The sequence below is a fragment of the Sphingomonas chungangi genome (assembly GCF_013778325.1).
In the GTDB taxonomy this organism is placed as follows: domain Bacteria; phylum Pseudomonadota; class Alphaproteobacteria; order Sphingomonadales; family Sphingomonadaceae; genus Solisphingomonas; species Solisphingomonas chungangi.
On record NZ_JACEIB010000026.1, the window covers coordinates 415,672 to 433,564 of the forward strand.

Below are 17,893 nucleotides of genomic sequence, written 5' to 3' on the forward strand. Positions count from 1 at the left end.
TGATCGATGTTTGGAAAAAGAAAGCGCGGGGTCGGCCGCCCGCTCTCACACTGTCGCAAGACGCCATATCCCTCGCATCGCGGGTCCGGTCCGGATCAAAACCAGCAACCGACCCGTTCGACCGGCGAGCAGGCACCGTGCCCGCCGCAGGAACAGGACGATCGAATGGATCTGGCAGCGATCGCGCATCGGCTGGACGCGGCGGAAGGGATCTGCCGGGTCGTGATCGAGACCCCGAAGGGAAGCCGTTCGAAATATACCTGGGACAGTTCGATCGAGGCGTTCGAGCTTTCGGCGCTCCTCCCCGCAGGCATGAGCTTTCCGCTCGATTTCGGGTTGGTGCCTTCGACGCTCGCCGATGACGGCGATCCTCTCGACATTTTCGTGATCGGCGACGAGCCTGCCGCTGTCGGATGCGTGATCGACGTCCATGTTCTCGGCGTCATCAAGGCCGAGCAGACCGAGCGCGGACGCACCTTCCGCAACGATCGCCTGATCGGGCGAGGCGCGCTGTCTGTTAGCTACGATCACGCCCGCCACGTCAGCGACCTCGGCAAGCCCTTCGTCGACCATCTCGGCCGATGGTTCTCCAATTACAATGCGCTGAAGGGCAAGGGTTTCGAGGTCATCGGCATCGGCGACTCCGCCGAGGCGATCCGGATCATTCTCGAAGCGACCCGGCGATGCGAGGCGTCGCGCAACGCGGGCACCGATCCATGATCCGCCCGCTCTATCGAGCCACCCGACACGTCTCCAATCTGATCGCGGATGCCGCGGGCCATCCGGCGGCCCAGCTTGGCGTGCTGGTGCTGTGCATCGGCTGGTGGGCGCTCGGCGGCAGCGAGACCGTGCTCGCCTCCTCCGTCTCGATCGGCAGTTTCGTGCTGACCCAGATGGTGCTGAACCAGCAGCGCCGGCGCGAGCTCGCGCTGCAGCTCAAGATCGACGAGCTCATATTGTCCAAGCGCGGGGCGCGCGACGAGGTTGCCGGAATCGAGAGCAAGACGGAGGCAGAGATCGAGGAAATTCGAGCGGGCCGAGAACCGGGAGAGTGATTTCCCCGCCCTGGCGCGAGTTGCGTCACGCGCTCTGGCAAGCGCGCAGGCATTCCGTCAGCACTTGGCTCCATCGAGCTACGCCACCATTCCGCGCAAGCTCGGATTGTGAAACCTCGAGCTCGACATAGGGCATGCTCCTGGAGAAAGCATGTCGGGGCACCGTATAGTCCGTATCGTCCATGACATACGGCTCATTGTCGCCGACGATGAGATGCTGCCGCGCCTCCAAAGTCCGCAGCATCGCGAGCGCAAAGCGGTCATTCGCCCCGTCGTGGAGGACGCCGATATGCCAAGGGCGATCGACGCCATCCATGCGCGGCGTGAAGCTGTGTAGGGAGACGAGGATCGTGTCCCTCCCCTTCGCCTCGATCGCATCCGCGATCGCGCGCTGATACGGCTCGTGGATTTCCCCGATCCTGCGGGCGCGATCCTCCGCGGTCAGACCGGCATTTCCCGATATGGTCGAGCCATCGCTCGTCTCCGGGAACGCATCCGCTCGATCGGGCGCCCGATTGCAGTCGATCACCAGCCGCGAATAATGCTGATGGATGAAGGTCGCATCCAGCATGCGGGCGAGTTCATCGCCGAGTTGGGCGGTGCCGATGTCCCACGCGATGTGACGATGGCGATCATCCTCCGTCAGGCCCATCGTGCCGAGCACGGTCGGGATTGCGTTTCCTGCATGATCGCCGATCAGCAGGAACGGTGAGTGTCCCTCCGGGTTTATGACAGTCACCGGCGAGGGATCGCCATCACCGAGCAAGCGCCTGATTTCGCTCGGATGCGTGGAGCGCTCGTCCGGCATGCCCATCCTCTCCATCCATCACGTCACGACCTATCGCTACACCCGTCCCGTGGCGTTCGGCGAGCATCGGCTGATGGTGCGGCCACGAGAGGGGCATGATCAACGGCTGATCGAGGCCGAGCTCAAGATCGACCCGCCGCCGACCGATCTACGTTGGCTCCACGACGTGTTCGGCAACTCGGTCGCGATCGCCCGGTTCGACAGGAGGTCCGACACGCTGCGCTTCGCAAGCCATGTCCGCCTCGAGCACATTCCAATGGAACCGGCCGCCGTCGAGGTGGAGGATTATGCGCGCTGCTATCCCTTCACCTATTCGTCCGAAGACATGCCCGACCTGCTCCGCTCGATCGAGCGTGGTCACCATGATCCCTATCGGGTGGTCGACGACTGGGCGGGGAAGTTCGTGCGCCGCGACGGCCAGACAGACACGCTGGCGATGCTGACCGGGATGACCCGCGCGATCCGGCGCGACCTGACCTACATCCCGCGCCACGAGAAGGGCACGCAGACACCGCTCGAAACGCTGCAGAAACGTCAGGGCACCTGCCGGGACTACGCGGTGCTGATGATCGAGGCGGCCCGCGCCCTCGGCCTCGCCGCCCGGTTCGTCTCCGGATACGTCTATGCGCCGAGCGCGCGCGAAGGCCGGGTCGGCGGCGGCAATACCCATGCCTGGGTGCGCATCTTCCTGCCCGGCTCGGGCTGGATCGAGTTCGATCCCACCAACGGCATCGTCGGCTCGGTCGGACTGGTCCGCGTCGCCATCGCTCGCGATCCCTATCAGGCGGTGCCCCTGTCCGGTACCTTCAGCGGCTTTCCGGGCAGCTATACCGGGATGGACGTTTCGGTCGAGATCGCCATGGACGGGCAGACCCCGCCCATCGCGGCGGCTGCCACCACCCTCAACCCCCACCTCCTGCAAGGTCGCGAATGATGCTGATCCGTACCGGTTACGATATCCGTTTCGAGGCCGATGCGCCGGTGCCGATGATGGCGCTGCTCAGCGTCCATCCGTCACGCCTGCGCGATCTCAGGACGACGCATCGGATCGTCACGACGCCCGACATCCCGGTCTACGACTTCCTCGATTCGTTCGGAAACACCTGCACGCGTCTCGTCGTGCCGGCAGGCGGGATCGACATCAGCTGCGATCTTCTCGTCGAGGATACGGGCGAGCCCGATCCGATCGCGGAGGATGCCGGGCAGTGGGCGATCGAGGATCTGCCGCACGAAGTCCTGCCCTTCCTGCTCGCCAGCCGCTATTGCGAGACCGAGCGGCTCGCCGACACGGCCTGGCAACTCTTCTCCGACATCGCACCCGGCTGGAAGCGGGTGCAGGCCATCGTCGAGTTCACCCACAATCATATCGAGTTCGGCTATCACCATGCCCGCCCGAGCAAGACGGCGTGGGACGCGCATCAGGAGCAGAAGGGTGTTTGCCGCGACTTCGCGCATCTCGCGGTCACCTTGTGCCGCTGCATGAACATCCCGGCGCGCTACTGCACCGGCTATCTCGGCGACATCGGCATTCCGCCGGTCGACGCACCGATGGATTTCTCGGCGTGGTTCGAGGTGTTTCTCGGCGGACGCTGGTACACGTTCGACGCGCGTCACAACCGGCCACGGATCGGGCGCATCCTGATGGCGCGTGGACGCGACGCGACGGACACTGCGTTGACCACCGCCTTCGGCCCGGCGCGGCTGGCGAAGTTCGAGGTACATACCGATGAAGTGGTGGGCGGCTGATCGAAGGGTTCGGACATGAGCAATCCGCTGCTCGAACGGTGGGACGGCCCCTTCGGTGCGCCGCCCTTCGACCGGATCGAGGCACGACACTTCCTTCCCGCGCTCGACGTGGTGATCGAGAAGCACGAGGCCGAGATCGAAGCGATCGCCGGTACGACGGACGTACCGTCCTTCGACAACGTGGTGGCCGCGATCGAGCGATCCGGGACCGCGCTCGCGCGCGCGCGGCGGGTCTTCTGGACCCTCTCCTCGGCGCAGGCCGACGAGAACCTCCGCGCGATCGAACCCGAGGTTTCGGCCCGGCTGACCCGCCACGCGACCCGGATCGACCATGATCCTCGCCTGTTCGCGCGCGTCGCGGCAGTCTGGCAGGCGCGCGAGGATCTGGGGCCGGAAGAACGCCGGCTCGTCGAGAACAGCTACCGGGGCTTCGTGGCGGGCGGAGCGCTGCTCGACCCGACCGCAAAGGCGCGCTTCGCCGAGATCGACATTCGCCTGGGCGAACTGTCGGTCCGCTTCGGTCACAATGTGATGGCGGCCAATGCGGACTGGTCGCTGCTCCTTACCGAAGACGACCTCGCAGGACTCCCGGAGGCTATCCGGTCGGCGGCTTCCCGTCGCGCCGAGCAGGCCGGGTCTCGGGGCTATCGCTTCACGCTCGACCGCGGCGACGTCGAGGACTTCCTTTCCTTCTCCGAGCGCCGCGATCTGCGCGAACAGGTCTGGCGGGCCTTCACCAGCCGCTGCGACGGCGGAGCCCACGACAATTGGCCGATCATCGACGAGATCGTCGCCCTCCGCCACGAGCGCGCTCGGCTGCTCGGCTTTGCAACCTATGCCGAGGCCAAGCTCGAAGACAGCATGGCCCGCTCGCCCGACGCCGCGATGGCGCTCCTCGAACGGGTGTGGACCAGCGCCCGCGAACAGGCGCTGCGAGAGAAAGCCGAACTCGATGCGCTGGCCGGCTTCGTCATCGAGGCGTGGGACTGGCGCTTCTACGCCGAGCAGCAACGGCGCGAGCATCTCGCGCTCGATGGCGGCGCGGTCAAACAACATCTGACGCTGGACAAGGTGCGTTCCGCTGCGTTCGAATGCGCGGGCCGCCTCTATGGGCTCCGCTTCTCGGCGCGAAGCGACATACCGGGCTGGCATCCCGACGTCCGCGCGTGGGCGGTCAGCGACGATCAGGGCGATGTCGGCCTGCTCTACACCGACTATATCGCGCGGCCCGAAAAGCACGGCGGCGCCTGGATGGGGTCGCTTCGGGTGCAGGAGCAGATTGACGGTCCCGTTCTGCCGATCATCTACACGGTCACCAACTTCGCCAAGCTGGACGCAGGCACCCGCCTGTCGCTCGACGAGGCCCGCACGCTCTTCCACGAATTCGGCCATGCACTCCACGCCCTGCTCTCCCGCGTGACCTACCCGAGCCTCGCGGGCACCGCCGTCGCGCGCGACTTCGTCGAATTCCCGTCAAAATTCATGGAGCACTGGATTCTTTCGCCCGAGATCCTTGGCGAATTCGGCGTACCTTCCGAGCTGATCGAGGCGATCGCCCGCGCCGAGCAGGCCGACCAGGGCTTCGCCACTGTTGAACTTGCCGGCGCGTCGATCGTCGACCTCGACATCCACAACCAGACGAGCGGCAGTACGGACGTTCGCAACATCGAACGCGCGACACTGCACCGCATCGGGATGCCCGATGCGATCGGCATCCGGCATCGGCTTCCCCATTTCACGCACGTCTTCGACGGTGGCTATGCGGCCGCTTATTACAGCTACCTCTGGTCCGAGGTGCTGGACGCCGATGCCTTCTCCGCCTTCGAGGATGCCGGGCTGTTCGATCCGGTCATGGCCGGCCGCTTCCGACAGGAAATCCTCGCCAGAGGCGACACCAGGGATGCGATGGCGAGTTTCGTTGCGTTCAGGGGACGCGAACCGAACGAGCATTTTCTACTGCGCGCCCGCGGGCTAGAGGATACGCCCGCCGCCTGAGCGAGGCTTCACCTGGAAATTCGGTCCGCACACCGACCCGACAGGGCACGCGTCGCCCTCCTCATGCCGGTTCCTCGCGCGAACGGCGTGGAGATCAGGACCGCGGCCAGGCTGATCGCAGCGATGAGGGTCAGCCAGATGCCCGCGATGGCCTGGCTGTGGCTCGCCCCGATCGCCCAGGTGACGATGAAAGGCGTGAAGCCGCCCACGGCGGTCGCCGATCGGGGCACAAGAAGCCGAATGCCGCTCCAAGCTCTTATCGCCCGCTTCGGCTTGGGTGCGGTCTTTCTAGGCGCCGACCTCGAAGGCGAGACGGCGGTGATCGCCGGCGGCATTCTCGCGCATCAGCATGTCCTGTCGTTGCCGGGCGTCGCCATTGCCGGCGCCTTGGGTTCCTTTTCCGCAGACCAGGCCTTTTTCCTTTTCGGCCGCCATTTCCGGGACCATCCGCGGGTCGAGAAGATGCTCGACAAGCCGGCCGCCGAACGTGCCCTCGATGCGCTCGAAAGGCATCCCGTCGCCTTCGTCCTCGGATTCCGTTTTCTCTATGGGTTGCGTACCGTCAGCCCGATCGCTGTAGGCACCTCCGACGTGCCGCAGGCTCGCTTCTCCGCCCTCAACGCGGTTGCGGCCATGCTGTGGTCGCTGCTGTTTACTGTGATCGGCTATGGCCTGGGAGGACCGTTGGGGCGCTATTTTAATCGCCCGAAATCGATCGTGCCATTCTTGGTCGCCAGTCTTCTCGTCCTCGGAGTCGGCCTTTTCGCTCTTCGCAAATTATGGAGCATGATCCGCGACAAGCGGCTCGCGCCTCGCAACGATCGTGACAGACGATCCGCCGATGACGGGCAGATTCGCTGAGCAGCCTTCCAGCTCTCGCCACCAGAAAGCGAAAAGGAGGGTTGGGATCCCTTTCATGGTCAGGCGAACAGATCCGTCCGCTTCACGCCCGGAAAGATTGCCTCGGCCAGTAGCGAGCGATGACAGGTCGCCGGGTCACGCTCGAAGCACAGCAAAGCGGTCGGCCGCTCGGCTGCCAACTCCTTGAGCATTTCGGATTGGACGATCGCTTCGGATAGTTCGAGTTGACCTGCATAGACCTTGGCCAGGCGATCGTGGTTGCCCTTGCGCGCAGCCTCGCGACCTTCGGGTGGTGTGCCGAGCGCCTTGAGCCCGACATAGTCGATGCCGGCTTCCCTGAGGCCGGCCGCTAAAACATTCTTGGAGAAGCCCGGCCGGCGGGAGAGTGGGACGGCGCGGATATCCGCCAGGAGCTTCACGCCCGCATCCTGCAATGCCGTCACGACTTCGGCTTGCGTGGCGCCTTCATAGCCGATCGTGAAAATTTCCATGACGGGAAGATGGGCGAGTGTCGGCTCTTCGCAAGCTTTCGGCCGCCCAGCTTGCCGAAGTGCGCGACGTGCCGAACGGAAACCATGGTGGGTGTCGATGCCGGTCGGCGACCGGCATCCGAACTCATTTGGGCGGTGTTGTATTCGTACTCGCCGTCGTCCGGATCATCGTGCCGTGCGGCGTCTTGACGATCGTCCGGTGGCGGATGTGCGTGATCTGGCGATGCGGCTTGCCGTCATTGTGCGTCACGTTCTGAACATGGACCGTTTTGTGCGCAACCACGGCTGGCGGAGGCACATCCCGCGCCGTGACGGCGGAGCCGATGCCGACGAGTGCTATCAGGCCGGGCGACAATGCTTTCACGATTGTCTCCTCCGACGCCTCAGGCTGCGGCGAAAGACCGGCAGCCATGGTGTGACAGCAATTGCCGGGAGGTGTGGGAGTTCCGTCACGCCTAAACGACGATCGACGATCATCGATCACGTGGTCGTCGATCGTCCCGGATTGCCGCATTAGGCGGGCATCCTGAACACCGGGCGTATGGCGAGGCTCCTTCACTTGCTGCCGTGTCGAGTAACTGGCGCCTGTCTCAGCAGCTGCGATCGCCAGCAGCCAATTGACAATTTCAAGTCAAAATGCAGCTTCCGAACAACTTAAGTTATAAATCTATGTTAATAACATAGTTACGGTATCGTAATAACATTTTCGCTGTACGTACATCTGTGAAAATGGATGCACGTCGTCTAAAAAATATAGTTCTTTTGGGTATTTAAATAATGAACTAGCTGTGCGCCACCGCCACGGTATCTGCGCCTGAAAATGCGGAGCCGATGTCGCTGGGAGGTACACATATGGCTTTTGATCGCGTCGCTGCCCGTCGGTTCTCGTCTTCACCCTCGATGCTGAAAGCGAGCACGGCCCTTGGTTCGCTCCTTGTCATCGCCGCATTTTCGGCTCCTGCGTATGCCGCCGATGAATGCGGTACCGCCGCCAACGGCACGGTCGTCTGCACCGCTGCGGGCAATCCCTATGCGGGCGGCATCAGCTATACCCCGGCCGGCGATCTGCACCTCACCACAGACAGCGACGTTGCCGCGACCAACACGGTCAGCGTGAACGGCACGGGCGCGACCCACATCACCAACAACGGCACGATCACGACGACCGGGTCCGGCACGGCCTTCACACCGGGTGCACAAGGCATATTCGCCCGCGGATCGAGCGTCACGGTGGATGGCACCGGCATGATCACCACCGGCGGCCTCAACGCGCGCGGCATCGACGCCGCGACGACGGGCGCCGGCGCGGTGACGATCAACGTCGGCGACATCACGACGACGGGCACCGGCGGTGGTGGCCCCGGCTTCTTCCCGAACAGCTCGGCGATCTTCGCGAACACCGATGCCGCCGCGATCGACGTGACCGCCGGAAATCTCAAGACGGCCGGCGACTTCGCCTCGGGCATCCAGGCGATCACGAACAGCGGCGATATCGCCGTCAACACCGGCGCGATCACGACCACCGGCAACAACGCCAGCGGCGTGAACGCGCAGACCTACGGCACCGGCACGGCGATTGTCACCTCGACGGGCACGATCGATACCGCCGGCCAGGCCGCCTACGGCGTGGTCATTTCGGCGCGGAATGGGACCGCAACGGCCCATGTCGGCGACATCAACACGACGGGTTTCGATTCGACTGCGCTCGACGTCCAGGGCGGCACTGCGGCCAACGCGACCTTCGGCTCGCTCAGCACCACGCAGTCGTTCAGCCAGGATGTGATCGCGCAGGCTACCGGGGACGTCACGGTGTCCGGCACCAACGCGAGCACCGCCGCCGTCGATTCTGGCGCCGTTTACGCCATCTCGGATACGGGCAACGCCAGCGTCACCACGACCGGAACCGTGGCCACGACCGGGGCATCGTCGCTCGGCATCTATGCCGGCTCCAACACCGGCAATGCCACCGTCGTCGCCAACAACGTCTCGACGGCCGGCAACAATTCGCAGGCGATCTTCGCGAAGGGCGCTAACGCTTCGGTGACGGTCAGCGGCAATGTCTCCACGCAGGGCACGCGGGCCTATTCCAATACCAACGCCACCGCGGTCACCGCGATCGCCACCGACGGCACCGCGACCGTCATCAACAACGGCACGATCAGCACGGCGGGCAACGGCAGCACCGGCATCTACGCTAACGGCACCGCCGGCGTGGCGATCAGCGGCACCGGCTCCGTCTCGACGAGCGGCGACTATGCGGATGCGATCTTCGCGACCAGCGCGGAAGGCCCCGTCAACGTCACGCAGGGCGACATATCGACGACCGGGCAGATATCGCGCGGCGTCGTCGCCTCGGCGCCCAACGGCGACGTCACCGTCAATGTCGGCAACGTCAGCACGTCAGGCACGCAGAGCGGACCGTTCTTCTTCTCGCCCGCCGCGACCGGCATCCTCGCGACGAGCGGCACCGGCAATGTCGCCGTCACCGCCGCCGACGTCTCGACCCGGGGCGGCTACGCCAACGGCATCACGGCGCGCTCGAACGGCGGCGATGTCGCGGTGACGGCGCACGACGTCTCGACCAGCGGCGCCAATGCCAACGGCGTCTTCGGCTACAGCACGGGCGCCGGTAACGTGGTGATCACGACGACGGGTACGGTGGCGGCGACAGGCGGCGCCGGGATCGTCAACTATGGCGTTTACGGCAATGTCGAGGGCGGCACCGGCAACGTCTCGATCAATTCGAACGTCGTCAACGTCAGCGGCGGAAACGCCATCGCGATCGCCGCCAAGACCTCGCTCGGCGATGCCGATGTGAAATTCGGTAGCGTTTCGTCCACCGGCGGCGGTTTCAACAGCGGCGGCGTGAGGGCGCGCAGCTACGGCGGCGGTGCCGTCACGGTGTCGGGCGCGAATGCCTCGACGACGGGCGACTTCTCTTATGGCGTGTTCGCTTATTCCAACAGCGAGCGGGCGACTGGCACCGACAACAATGGCGCGGTCTCGGTGACGACGACGGGTGCCGTGACGACCACCGGTACCGACTCGGTCGGCATCGGCGCCTTCGCGCAGAACGGTGCCGCGAACGTCACCGCCAACACGGTGTCGACCACGGGCGATGGCGCGATCGGCATCATCGCGAGCAGCGTCGCCGGCCCGGCGAGCGTGACCGCCAACGGCGCGATCTCGGCGACCGGCGCGCCCGCCGCGATCCAGATCTTCGGCGGCACGACAGCGAACCTGACGCTCGGCGCGGGCGGCTTGCTGACCGCCGCCGGGCATGGAGCGGAGCTCACGTCGGTCACCGGATCGACCATCAACAACGGCGGCACGATCACGGGCGACGGCACTGCGCCTATCCTCACCGCGACGGGCGGTGCGCTGATCTTCAACAACACCGGCAGGTTCACGGGCATCGTTGGCTTCACCGCCGGCAACGACGTGGTCAACAACAGCGGCACCTACAACGCCGTGTTCGACCAGGACTTCGGCGCCGGAACAGACACCTTCAACAATTCCGGCACCTTCCGGGTGCTACCGAACGCGGCCACGGCCGGCACGGTTCATCTGACCGGATTGGAGGCGTTCAACAATTCGGGCCTGGTCGATCTGCGCAACGGCCACGCCGGTGACATGCTCGACACATCGAGCACCTTCGCGGGATCGGGCGGGAGCACGCTCGGCATCGATCTCGCCTCCAACGGCACGAGCGCGGCGTCGCTGGCCGACCAGGTGCATGCGACGGGGGCGATCACCGGGTCGACCGCGCTGCTGGTCAACCAGGTGGGCGCCAACGGCGCGGTGCTCAACTCGGGCACGGTCTTCGCCACGGGTGGCGCCGGCTCCTCGCCGACCGCGTTCACGATCTCCAGTGCGTCGATCAACCAGGGTTTCATCCACAACGGCGTAGCCTTTAATCCTGCGACCAACACCTACAGCCTCGTCGCGACTCCGGGTGACGCGGTCTTCCGCGCTCTCAAGATCAACGAAGGCGCACAACAGCTCTGGTACAAGTCGGCTGAGGCTTGGTCGTCGCACATGAGCGACCTGCGCGACGCGAAGTTCGCGGGTGGCGGCGCCGATGGCGGGCGCATCTGGGGCCAGATCTACGGATCGACAGTCACGCGCAACGGCTCGCAGAACGTCTCGGCCTTCGGGCAGAGCCGGGCCGTAAACCTATCCTACAGGCAGGATGCATATGGCGCCCAGCTCGGAATGGATCTCGGATCGCATGACATGGGATCGGGCAATTTCGTCTTCGGCGTGACCGGCGGCTACGTGAATTCCGACCTGACCTTCAGCCATTCGGCCGATCGCGTGAACTACTCGGTCGCCAATCTCGGCGTATATGCGAGCTATGTGTCGGGCAGTCTCTTCGCCAACGTGCTCGGCAAGTACGACTATCTGTGGATCAATTCGAAGAGTCCGCTCGCCGGTTATACCGACAAGTTCCATGGCATGAGCTACGGCGCACAGGGTGAAGTGGGCTTCCGCCTCGGCGGCGACAGTTTCTACGCCGAGCCGGTTGCGACTATCGCGTATGTCCGCACCAACCTGAAGGATATCCACGCGCTCGGCCAGACGCTCAACTTCGAGGATCTCGATGGCCTGCGCGGCAAGGCCGGCATCCGTGTCGGCAGCAAGATGGACATGGGCGGTGGTGCTGTCGCGGTGATCTACGCGCAGGGCAATTACGTCCACGAGTTCAAGGGCAAGGATGGCCTGGACTTCGTCAGCGGCGGCCAGTCGCTCGCCTACAACAATCAGAAGATCGGCGATTATGGCGAGGGCAAGATCGGCTTCAACGTCACCACGGCGGCCGGCGTGACCGGCTTCGTCGAGGGCTTCGGCGATTACGCCAAGCATGGCGACTACAAGGGCGGCGGCGGCCGCGCCGGGATCCGCGTCAAGTTCTGATCGCCGATGCGGATGCAAATGTCTAAGGCGGCTTTCCCCAACGGGAGAGCCGTCTAGTGGCCAGCCTATCCAATCCAGTGCAGGGCGATACCAGCATCACCGTCTCGCGGGGCCTCGCCGGCTGGCTCGAAGCCAACCGGACGAGCCTCGCCTTCACATCCTACCAGACGGGCCAGCTCTTTCTGGTCGGGGTGCTGCCCAACGGCAGCATCTCATTCAACCAGCAGAATTTCAGCCGAGCGATGGGGCTATGCGGCGATGGCGATCGATTGTGGGTCGGGTCCCTTTTCCAGCTCTGGCGACTGGAGGATATGCTGCGCGAAGGCGAGCTCGCCAACGGCTCGTTCGATGCCTGCTTCGTGCCCCGAGAGGCGCACACAACCGGCGACATCGACATCCATGAGATCGGCATTCTCGCCGACGGCCGGCCCGTCTTCGTCAACACCAAATATAGCTGCCTGGCGACCACCGATCCAGTGCACAGCTTCCGCCCGCTGTGGCGCCCCGACTTCATTTCAAAGCTCGCAGGAGAGGATCGCTGCCACCTGAACGGTCTCGCCATGGCCGACGGCGCCCCTGCCTATGTCACGGCGGTCAGCCAGACCGATGTGCTGAGCGGATGGCGTGCACGACGCGAGCATGGCGGCGTCGTCATCGAGGTGGCGACCGGCCGGATCGTCACCGACGAGCTTTCCATGCCGCACAGCCCGCGGCTGGTCGACGGCAGGCTTTACGCGCTGGATTCCGGCCGCGGCCAGCTCATCGCCGTCGATCCCGAAACGGGTCGACGCCAAGACATCGCCTTCTGCCCGGGGTTCCTGCGGGGGCTCGCAATCCATAACGGGCACGCGATCGTTACGGCGTCGAAGCCGCGCGACGGCAGCTTCAAGGAGCTCGCGCTGCAGGCCGAGATCGAAAAGCGCGATGGCGAAGCATGGTGCGGCGTGTTCGTGGTCAACCTGCGGCATGGCGACATCGTCGAATGGATCAAGCTCGACGGCGCGATCGCGGAATTGTTCGACCTCGTTGCGCTTCCGGAGCTGCGATGCCCGATGTCACTCGGCATTTCGACTGTAGAAATCCAGAACACGATTACGTTCGAAAATTCTTGATTCCTCGTCTGCCGTGAAACGCTTGATCGAAAGCTTTTGAGTCAGATGTTTTTTATTTTAGATATCTACATCCGGATCGTGGAGGGCCGCGTATCTTTACCGTAGCGATCCTTCGCTACGAAATACGAGGACGATAGCGATGCTGAAATCGAAGATGCGCGCCGCAGTTGCGGCGTTCGCAATGCTGGGTGCTGCGCCCGTGCTGACGACCGCCGCCTTCGCCAATCCGATGGTGGGCGGAGCCGCGATGTATCCGACCAAGACGATCGTCGACAACGCGATGAATTCCAAGGACCACACCACGCTCGTGGCTGCGGTGAAGGCCGCCGGCCTCGTCGACACGCTGTCTGGCCCCGGCCCGTTCACGGTCTTCGCGCCGACCAACGAGGCGTTCGCCAAGCTGCCGGCCGGCACGGTCGACACACTGGTGAGGCCCGAGAACAAGGACATGCTCACCAAGATCCTGACCTATCATGTCGTCTCCGGTCGCATGACGTCCAAGGACATCGCAGCGGCCATCAAGGCGGGCGGCGGTACGGCGACCCTCACCACCGTCCAGGGCGAACCGCTGACCGCGACGATGAAGATGGGCAAATTGGTCCTGACCGATGCCAAGGGCGGCATGTCCACGGTCACCATCAAGGACGTCATGCAATCCAACGGCGTGATTCACGTCGTCGATACCGTGCTGATGCCGTGAACGAACAGCCGGGCGGACAACCGTCCGGCTCCGCATCCGCCCCGGTTCTCGCTCGGCCAACCCGCGATATCGAAATCCTCCATTGTGCAGAAGACCACGGGTCCATCGCCCCCGTTCGCTCGTTGATGCGGCACACCTAAGTTTCTGGAGGTCATCATGGCCGACAACGCGAGCCGATACCCGGCCAACGACGACGCACGTCCCATCACGCTGATTCGGGAAGCGCATGATGGCGATACGCACCATGCTCTGGAGGCGAACCCATCAGACCCGGAGGCGATGGCGGACATCGCGAATGATGAAAGCTTTCCGGCGTCCGATCCCCCTTCCCACTCTGCGCCTAACCAGCGCGAGGCTGCAGTGTCGTCCGGCTATGATGAAGACGTCGAACGATTGCGAACGGAGGGGCACGTCCAGACGTCTGCGCACGACGAAACCACTACGCATGTCGCGGAGACAGACGCGAGCGGCGGCACGAAGCTCGGAACGATGCGGTACGTTCTTGGCGCGTCGCTCGTGATTGTCATCGCGGCTCTCGCTCTGCTCCTGATCCTGAACCGCTAGCGCCGACCCCAGAGCCCTGACGAATCAGGGCGCTTCCACACCGTTTCCTTCCTTGCCGCGACGATGCGGCATCACCGCTTTTCACCCTATCTAGGAGGCGACAGATGAACACCGGCCATGACACCAAGACGCTGAATACGCTGATCGAGACAGTCATCGACAGTGCGGATGGCTACACCGCTGCCGCTAAAGCTGCAGACGGATCGCAATTCACTCCGATCTTCAACCGTCGCGGCGAAGAACGTCGCCGGCTGACCCTGCAGCTACAGGACGAAGTGCGCTCACTCGGTGGCACTCCCGAAGACGATGGCACGCTGCTTGCCGGTGCGCACCGCATGTTCCTCAATCTGCGGAACAGCATGTCCAGCGACGACGTGACGATCATCGACCAGGTCGAGGCCGGCGAGGATCACATCAAGCACAAATTCGAGGACGCACTCGCCGATGGCGATGTCAGCCAACCCGTTCAGCTTGTAATCGAGCAGGCTTATGCCTTGATCAAGGAAGGCCATGACGAGATCCGGGACCTGAAGCACTCGCTTCACGCTCAGCGATAAATCGGGCGAAATCGTCTCCGGCAGATATTCGAGCCTGCCCGGACGCTGCGTGTTCCCCCTTATTCATCGAATACGGCGCGCCGGTGGCGGTCACCATGTGGCGTCCGCATCCTGAGCCACGCGGATTATCGAGGGGTGACATCATGCGGACGACAAGATCGACGGTGGCTTTTGCCCATCCATTTCAGGTGGCTCCGGATGGCGAGACATTCCCAGCGGGTAGCTATGATCTTGAAACCGATGAGGAGGCCTTCGAGGGCAATGGTCCGACCGTTTACGCCAGAGTGGCCACGCTTCTCTTCGTGAAAACGGGTGCCACAACGTCGATGCACACCGTCGATCCGACAATGCTTGCCGACGCCTTGATACTCGATCTCGTCGAGCTACGAAGCTCGTCTCGCTATGATGCGCATGGGCTCGACGATTTCCGACTTGAACGCGGCGAGCCTCGCCGACGCGCTTCGCCGTGTCGCCGCCGGCGACCAGGCGACGTTCGAGGACGTTTATCTCTCGGTATGGCGGCGGGCCGGAACGTTCGACGCGGCGAAGGGTAGCGCGATGGCGTGGCTCATCACGCTCGCGCGCAATCGCGCCGTCGACCGCCTGCGTAGCGGCGGCAAGGTCGCCACCACGCCAATCAAACTCGCCAACGAAGTGCCCGATCCTGCCCCGGCTGCCTCTTGAAAAGACCTGTCCGCCTGTTGAATCCCCAACAGACCAATTGCACGAACGGTCCACCCTACTTCGCCGCCGAGAACCCGCTATGAGGTGACCATGGTGCGCAAGCAGAAGCTCAAGGTCTACCGGACAACGATCGGCTTTCACGACGCCTACGTCGCGGCGCCCAGCCAGAAGGCGGCGCTCAAAGCCTGGGGCGTCGATGTCGATCTTTTCGCGCGCGGCGTTGCGGAGGCGGTCGACGACGAGAAACTCAGCGAAGCGCCGCTCAAGGATCCCGGAACCGTCGTCCGCGTACCGAGAGGATCAAGCGAGGAGCACATGGCTGCTCTGCCCAAGGCCAAACCGGCCCGACGCAAGGCAGCGCCCACCCCGGACGACGAGGGGCCGCCGCCGCGGCGAAGCGCGAAATCGGAGCCGAAAACGCCGGCGCGGCGCACTTTCGGGCGGAACGAGGAGGCGCCCGAACCTCGGAACGAGGAGCCGGCGCCGAAGCCCAAGGCCCGGTCGAAGCCAAGACCGTCACGCGCCCGGCTCGAAAACGCCGAGAAGGCGCTTGAGCGCTCGGAGGCCGAACACCGGGAAGCGATCGACCGAATCCGCGAGCAGGAGAAGGCTCTCCAGACCAGCCGCCGCGATCTCGAGAGCCGCCACGAGGCAGAGTTCGCGAAGCTAGAGGCGAGGATCGCCAAGGCCCGGGCGGGCTACGGCGCGGCGCTCGAGAAGTGGCGAGGCTGAGCCTCCGTGACGGACCGCACCCCCAGGCATCCCAGCTGGACCCTCGTCGCGACGATGTGCGCGTCAAGCCTCGCCTTCATCGACGGCTCGGTCACCAACGTCGCATTGTCCTCGATCGAGCACAGCTTCGGCGGCAGCTCCGCCGATCTCCAGTGGACCATCAACGCCTACGCGCTGCCGCTGTCGGCACTGCTCCTCCTCGGCGGCGCTGCCGGTGACCACTTCGGACGGAAGCGGATGCTCGTCGCCGGGATCGTCCTCTTCGCCATCGCATCCCTCGCCTGCGCCGCCGCGCCGAGCCTGCCGCGCCTGCTCGCCGCGCGCGGCGCACAGGGCATCGGGGCGGCCATGCTCATGCCGAACAGCCTCGCCATCCTCGGCAACGCTTTTTCCGGGGAGGCGCGCGGCCGGGCCATCGGCACCTGGGCCTCGGCCGGTGCGATCGCCGCCGCCGTCGGACCGCCGCTCGGAGGCTGGCTGGTCGCGGCCGTCAGCTGGCGGGCCATCTTCGCGATCAACCTTCCGGTCTCGCTGGCCGCGATCTTCATCGCGCTCCGCTATGTCGACGAGAGCGCCGAAGGCGAGCAGCCGCTCGACTGGTGGGGTGCCACGGCCGCCACCCTCGCGCTCGGCGCGCTCACCTGGGCGCTGACGATCTGGTCCAGCCATCACGTCGCGACTGCGCCTGTAATAACCGGTGCGGTCGCCGGGCTGCTGCTGCTCGCCGGGTTCGTGCTCGTCGAGCACCGCCGTGGAGAGCGCGCGATGATGCCGCTCTCGATGTTCGCGTCGAAACCCTTCCTCGGGCTGACCGTGCTGACCTTCCTGCTCTACGGTGCGCTGGGCGGCCTGCTCGTGCTGCTACCCTACACGCTGATCGTCGGCGGCGGCTATTCGCCTCTTCAGGCCGGCCTGTCGTTACTGCCCTTCTCGATCGTTATCGGGACGATGTCGCGCCTCATGGGCCGGCTGACGGAGAGGATCGGCCCGCGATGGCCGCTCACTCTCGGACCGATCGTCACGGCCGCGGGCTTCGCGCTGATGACGCGGCTTGATCCACATGCCGGCTACTGGATCGGCGTCGCGCCCGGCATGGTTCTCGTCGCGCTCGGCATGGCAGGCGCAGTGGCGCCGCTGACCACCGCCGTTCTGTCATCTGTCGACGACCGGCACACCGGCACCGCGTCCGGCTTCAACAGCGCGATCTCACGGACCGGCGGGCTCATCGCGACGGCGCTTTCGGGCGCCGTCATCGCTAATCAGGCCGGTGAACTCGTTCCCGCCTTCCACGGCGCGGCAGTGGTTGCAGCAGCGGCGGCGTTCGCCTCGGGCGTCGCCGCCTTCATGACCCTGCCGAGCATCCTGGGCGACCGCGGACCGGAAGGTCGCTAGACGGATCGCCTCGGGGGCCGAGGCACGTCACTTCGCCAGCCGGCCGTCCTCGATCGCGGACGTCTCGAAGGTGAAGAGGATGTCGGGATCGGGGCCGTCGATCTTCGAAGCGATGTCCGCCGGCGCGATCTCCTTCACCAGATGCCGCATCACGGCGAGCCGCGCCGGCTTCTTGTGATCGGCGCGAACGCAGACCCAGGGTGCCAGCGGCGTGTGGGTGCGCTCGAGCATCGTGTCGCGCGCCTTCGAATAGGCCTTCCACCTGACCTGCGCGACTTG

Annotated in this window: 17 protein-coding genes and 1 pseudogene; 14 read left to right on the plus strand and 4 right to left on the minus strand. The window is 64.8% G+C overall.

Annotation, left to right across the window (positions count from 1 at the left end):
- Positions 1 to 165: 165 nt before the first annotated feature.
- Complete coding sequence (locus tag HZF05_RS17760; protein ID WP_160363116.1) at positions 166 to 720, plus strand: inorganic diphosphatase; 555 nt, start codon at positions 166 to 168, stop codon at positions 718 to 720.
- The gene (locus tag HZF05_RS17765) at positions 717 to 1,055 is read left to right on the plus strand and encodes a low affinity iron permease family protein (RefSeq protein WP_160363117.1); all 339 of its coding nucleotides are present in this window, start codon (positions 717 to 719) and stop codon (positions 1,053 to 1,055) included. Before HZF05_RS17760 ends, HZF05_RS17765 begins: the two co-directional genes overlap by 4 nt.
- A 25-nt stretch (positions 1,056 to 1,080) precedes the next feature.
- On the opposite strand, the gene HZF05_RS17770 is transcribed toward HZF05_RS17765, so the two are convergent.
- Entirely contained in the window at positions 1,081 to 1,863 is a 783-nt protein-coding gene (locus HZF05_RS17770; RefSeq protein ID WP_160363118.1) for an N-formylglutamate amidohydrolase, read from the minus strand.
- Here HZF05_RS17770 and HZF05_RS17775 point away from each other — a divergent pair.
- The 4 genes from HZF05_RS17775 (at position 1,862) to HZF05_RS17790 (ending at position 6,465) form a co-directional block, all read left to right on the plus strand.
- Positions 1,862 to 2,797: a transglutaminase family protein gene (locus tag HZF05_RS17775; RefSeq protein ID WP_160363119.1), complete on the plus strand. Its 936-nt coding sequence runs from the start codon at positions 1,862 to 1,864 to the stop codon at positions 2,795 to 2,797. The two genes, HZF05_RS17770 and HZF05_RS17775, sit on opposite strands and share 2 nt — an antisense overlap.
- A complete protein-coding gene (locus HZF05_RS17780) occupies positions 2,797 to 3,609 on the plus strand; it encodes a transglutaminase-like domain-containing protein (protein WP_160363120.1) in 813 nt (270 codons plus the stop codon). Before HZF05_RS17775 ends, HZF05_RS17780 begins: the two co-directional genes overlap by 1 nt.
- A 15-nt stretch (positions 3,610 to 3,624) precedes the next feature.
- Positions 3,625 to 5,604, plus strand: a complete 1,980-nt coding sequence (locus HZF05_RS17785) for a M3 family metallopeptidase (protein ID WP_160363121.1) — start codon at positions 3,625 to 3,627, stop codon at positions 5,602 to 5,604.
- A gap of 87 nt (positions 5,605 to 5,691) precedes the next feature.
- The gene (locus HZF05_RS17790; RefSeq protein ID WP_343046916.1) at positions 5,692 to 6,465 is read left to right on the plus strand and encodes a DedA family protein; all 774 of its coding nucleotides are present in this window, start codon (positions 5,692 to 5,694) and stop codon (positions 6,463 to 6,465) included.
- A 59-nt stretch (positions 6,466 to 6,524) separates the two neighbouring features.
- Here the strand turns inward: HZF05_RS17790 and HZF05_RS17795 are convergent, their stop codons facing one another.
- Positions 6,525 to 6,956 carry a DUF488 domain-containing protein gene (locus HZF05_RS17795; protein WP_160363122.1) on the minus strand — a complete coding sequence of 144 codons (432 nt, stop codon included), beginning with the start codon at positions 6,954 to 6,956 and terminating at the stop codon, positions 6,525 to 6,527.
- A 124-nt stretch (positions 6,957 to 7,080) separates the two neighbouring features.
- On the minus strand, positions 7,081 to 7,320 hold the full coding sequence (locus HZF05_RS17800; protein WP_160363123.1) for a hypothetical protein: 240 nt from the start codon (positions 7,318 to 7,320) through the stop codon (positions 7,081 to 7,083).
- Between the two features lie 488 nt (positions 7,321 to 7,808).
- On the opposite strand from HZF05_RS17800, the gene HZF05_RS17805 reads away from it, so the two are divergent.
- The 8 genes from HZF05_RS17805 (at position 7,809) to HZF05_RS17840 (ending at position 17,614) form a co-directional block, all read left to right on the plus strand.
- On the plus strand, positions 7,809 to 11,873 hold the full coding sequence (locus tag HZF05_RS17805) for a hypothetical protein (RefSeq protein WP_160363124.1): 4,065 nt from the start codon (positions 7,809 to 7,811) through the stop codon (positions 11,871 to 11,873).
- Positions 11,874 to 11,929: 56 nt separating this feature from the next.
- On the plus strand, positions 11,930 to 12,985 hold the full coding sequence (locus HZF05_RS17810; protein WP_160363125.1) for a TIGR03032 family protein: 1,056 nt from the start codon (positions 11,930 to 11,932) through the stop codon (positions 12,983 to 12,985).
- 139 nt (positions 12,986 to 13,124) lie between these two features.
- Positions 13,125 to 13,685: a fasciclin domain-containing protein gene (locus HZF05_RS17815; RefSeq protein ID WP_181638907.1), complete on the plus strand. Its 561-nt coding sequence runs from the start codon at positions 13,125 to 13,127 to the stop codon at positions 13,683 to 13,685.
- Between the two features lie 156 nt (positions 13,686 to 13,841).
- Complete coding sequence (locus tag HZF05_RS17820) at positions 13,842 to 14,249, plus strand: hypothetical protein (protein WP_181638908.1); 408 nt, start codon at positions 13,842 to 13,844, stop codon at positions 14,247 to 14,249.
- A 104-nt stretch (positions 14,250 to 14,353) separates the two neighbouring features.
- Positions 14,354 to 14,806, plus strand: coding sequence for a PA2169 family four-helix-bundle protein (locus tag HZF05_RS17825; protein ID WP_160363126.1), 453 nt, complete (start codon positions 14,354 to 14,356; stop codon positions 14,804 to 14,806).
- Positions 14,807 to 15,208: 402 nt separating this feature from the next.
- Positions 15,209 to 15,490: a sigma factor gene (locus HZF05_RS22205; protein ID WP_160363127.1), complete on the plus strand. Its 282-nt coding sequence runs from the start codon at positions 15,209 to 15,211 to the stop codon at positions 15,488 to 15,490.
- A 90-nt stretch (positions 15,491 to 15,580) separates the two neighbouring features.
- A complete protein-coding gene (locus HZF05_RS17835; RefSeq protein WP_160363128.1) occupies positions 15,581 to 16,222 on the plus strand; it encodes a hypothetical protein in 642 nt (213 codons plus the stop codon).
- A 6-nt stretch (positions 16,223 to 16,228) separates the two neighbouring features.
- A complete protein-coding gene (locus HZF05_RS17840; RefSeq protein ID WP_343046917.1) occupies positions 16,229 to 17,614 on the plus strand; it encodes an MFS transporter in 1,386 nt (461 codons plus the stop codon).
- 27 nt (positions 17,615 to 17,641) lie between these two features.
- On the opposite strand, the pseudogene HZF05_RS17845 reads toward HZF05_RS17840, so the two are convergent.
- Positions 17,642 to 17,893, minus strand: a pseudogene (locus HZF05_RS17845) (polyphosphate kinase 2); the annotation flags it as partial.

Bases quoted from the DNA above. Each gene is read 5' to 3' on its own strand.
- HZF05_RS17785 (WP_160363121.1), top strand. From the start codon at position 3,625: ATGAGCAATCCGCTGCTCGAACGGTGGGACGGCCCCTTCGGTGCGCCG.
- HZF05_RS17780 (WP_160363120.1), top strand. From the start codon at position 2,797: ATGCTGATCCGTACCGGTTACGATATCCGTTTCGAGGCCGATGCGCCG.
- HZF05_RS17770 (WP_160363118.1), bottom strand. From the start codon at position 1,863: ATGCCGGACGAGCGCTCCACGCATCCGAGCGAAATCAGGCGCTTGCTC.
- HZF05_RS22205 (WP_160363127.1), top strand. From the start codon at position 15,209: ATGATGCGCATGGGCTCGACGATTTCCGACTTGAACGCGGCGAGCCTC.
- HZF05_RS17760 (WP_160363116.1), top strand. From the start codon at position 166: ATGGATCTGGCAGCGATCGCGCATCGGCTGGACGCGGCGGAAGGGATC.
- HZF05_RS17775 (WP_160363119.1), top strand. From the start codon at position 1,862: ATGCCCATCCTCTCCATCCATCACGTCACGACCTATCGCTACACCCGT.
- HZF05_RS17795 (WP_160363122.1), bottom strand. From the start codon at position 6,956: ATGGAAATTTTCACGATCGGCTATGAAGGCGCCACGCAAGCCGAAGTC.
- HZF05_RS17835 (WP_160363128.1), top strand. From the start codon at position 15,581: ATGGTGCGCAAGCAGAAGCTCAAGGTCTACCGGACAACGATCGGCTTT.
- HZF05_RS17765 (WP_160363117.1), top strand. From the start codon at position 717: ATGATCCGCCCGCTCTATCGAGCCACCCGACACGTCTCCAATCTGATC.
- HZF05_RS17825 (WP_160363126.1), top strand. From the start codon at position 14,354: ATGAACACCGGCCATGACACCAAGACGCTGAATACGCTGATCGAGACA.
- HZF05_RS17820 (WP_181638908.1), top strand. From the start codon at position 13,842: ATGGCCGACAACGCGAGCCGATACCCGGCCAACGACGACGCACGTCCC.
- HZF05_RS17815 (WP_181638907.1), top strand. From the start codon at position 13,125: ATGCTGAAATCGAAGATGCGCGCCGCAGTTGCGGCGTTCGCAATGCTG.
- HZF05_RS17805 (WP_160363124.1), top strand. From the start codon at position 7,809: ATGGCTTTTGATCGCGTCGCTGCCCGTCGGTTCTCGTCTTCACCCTCG.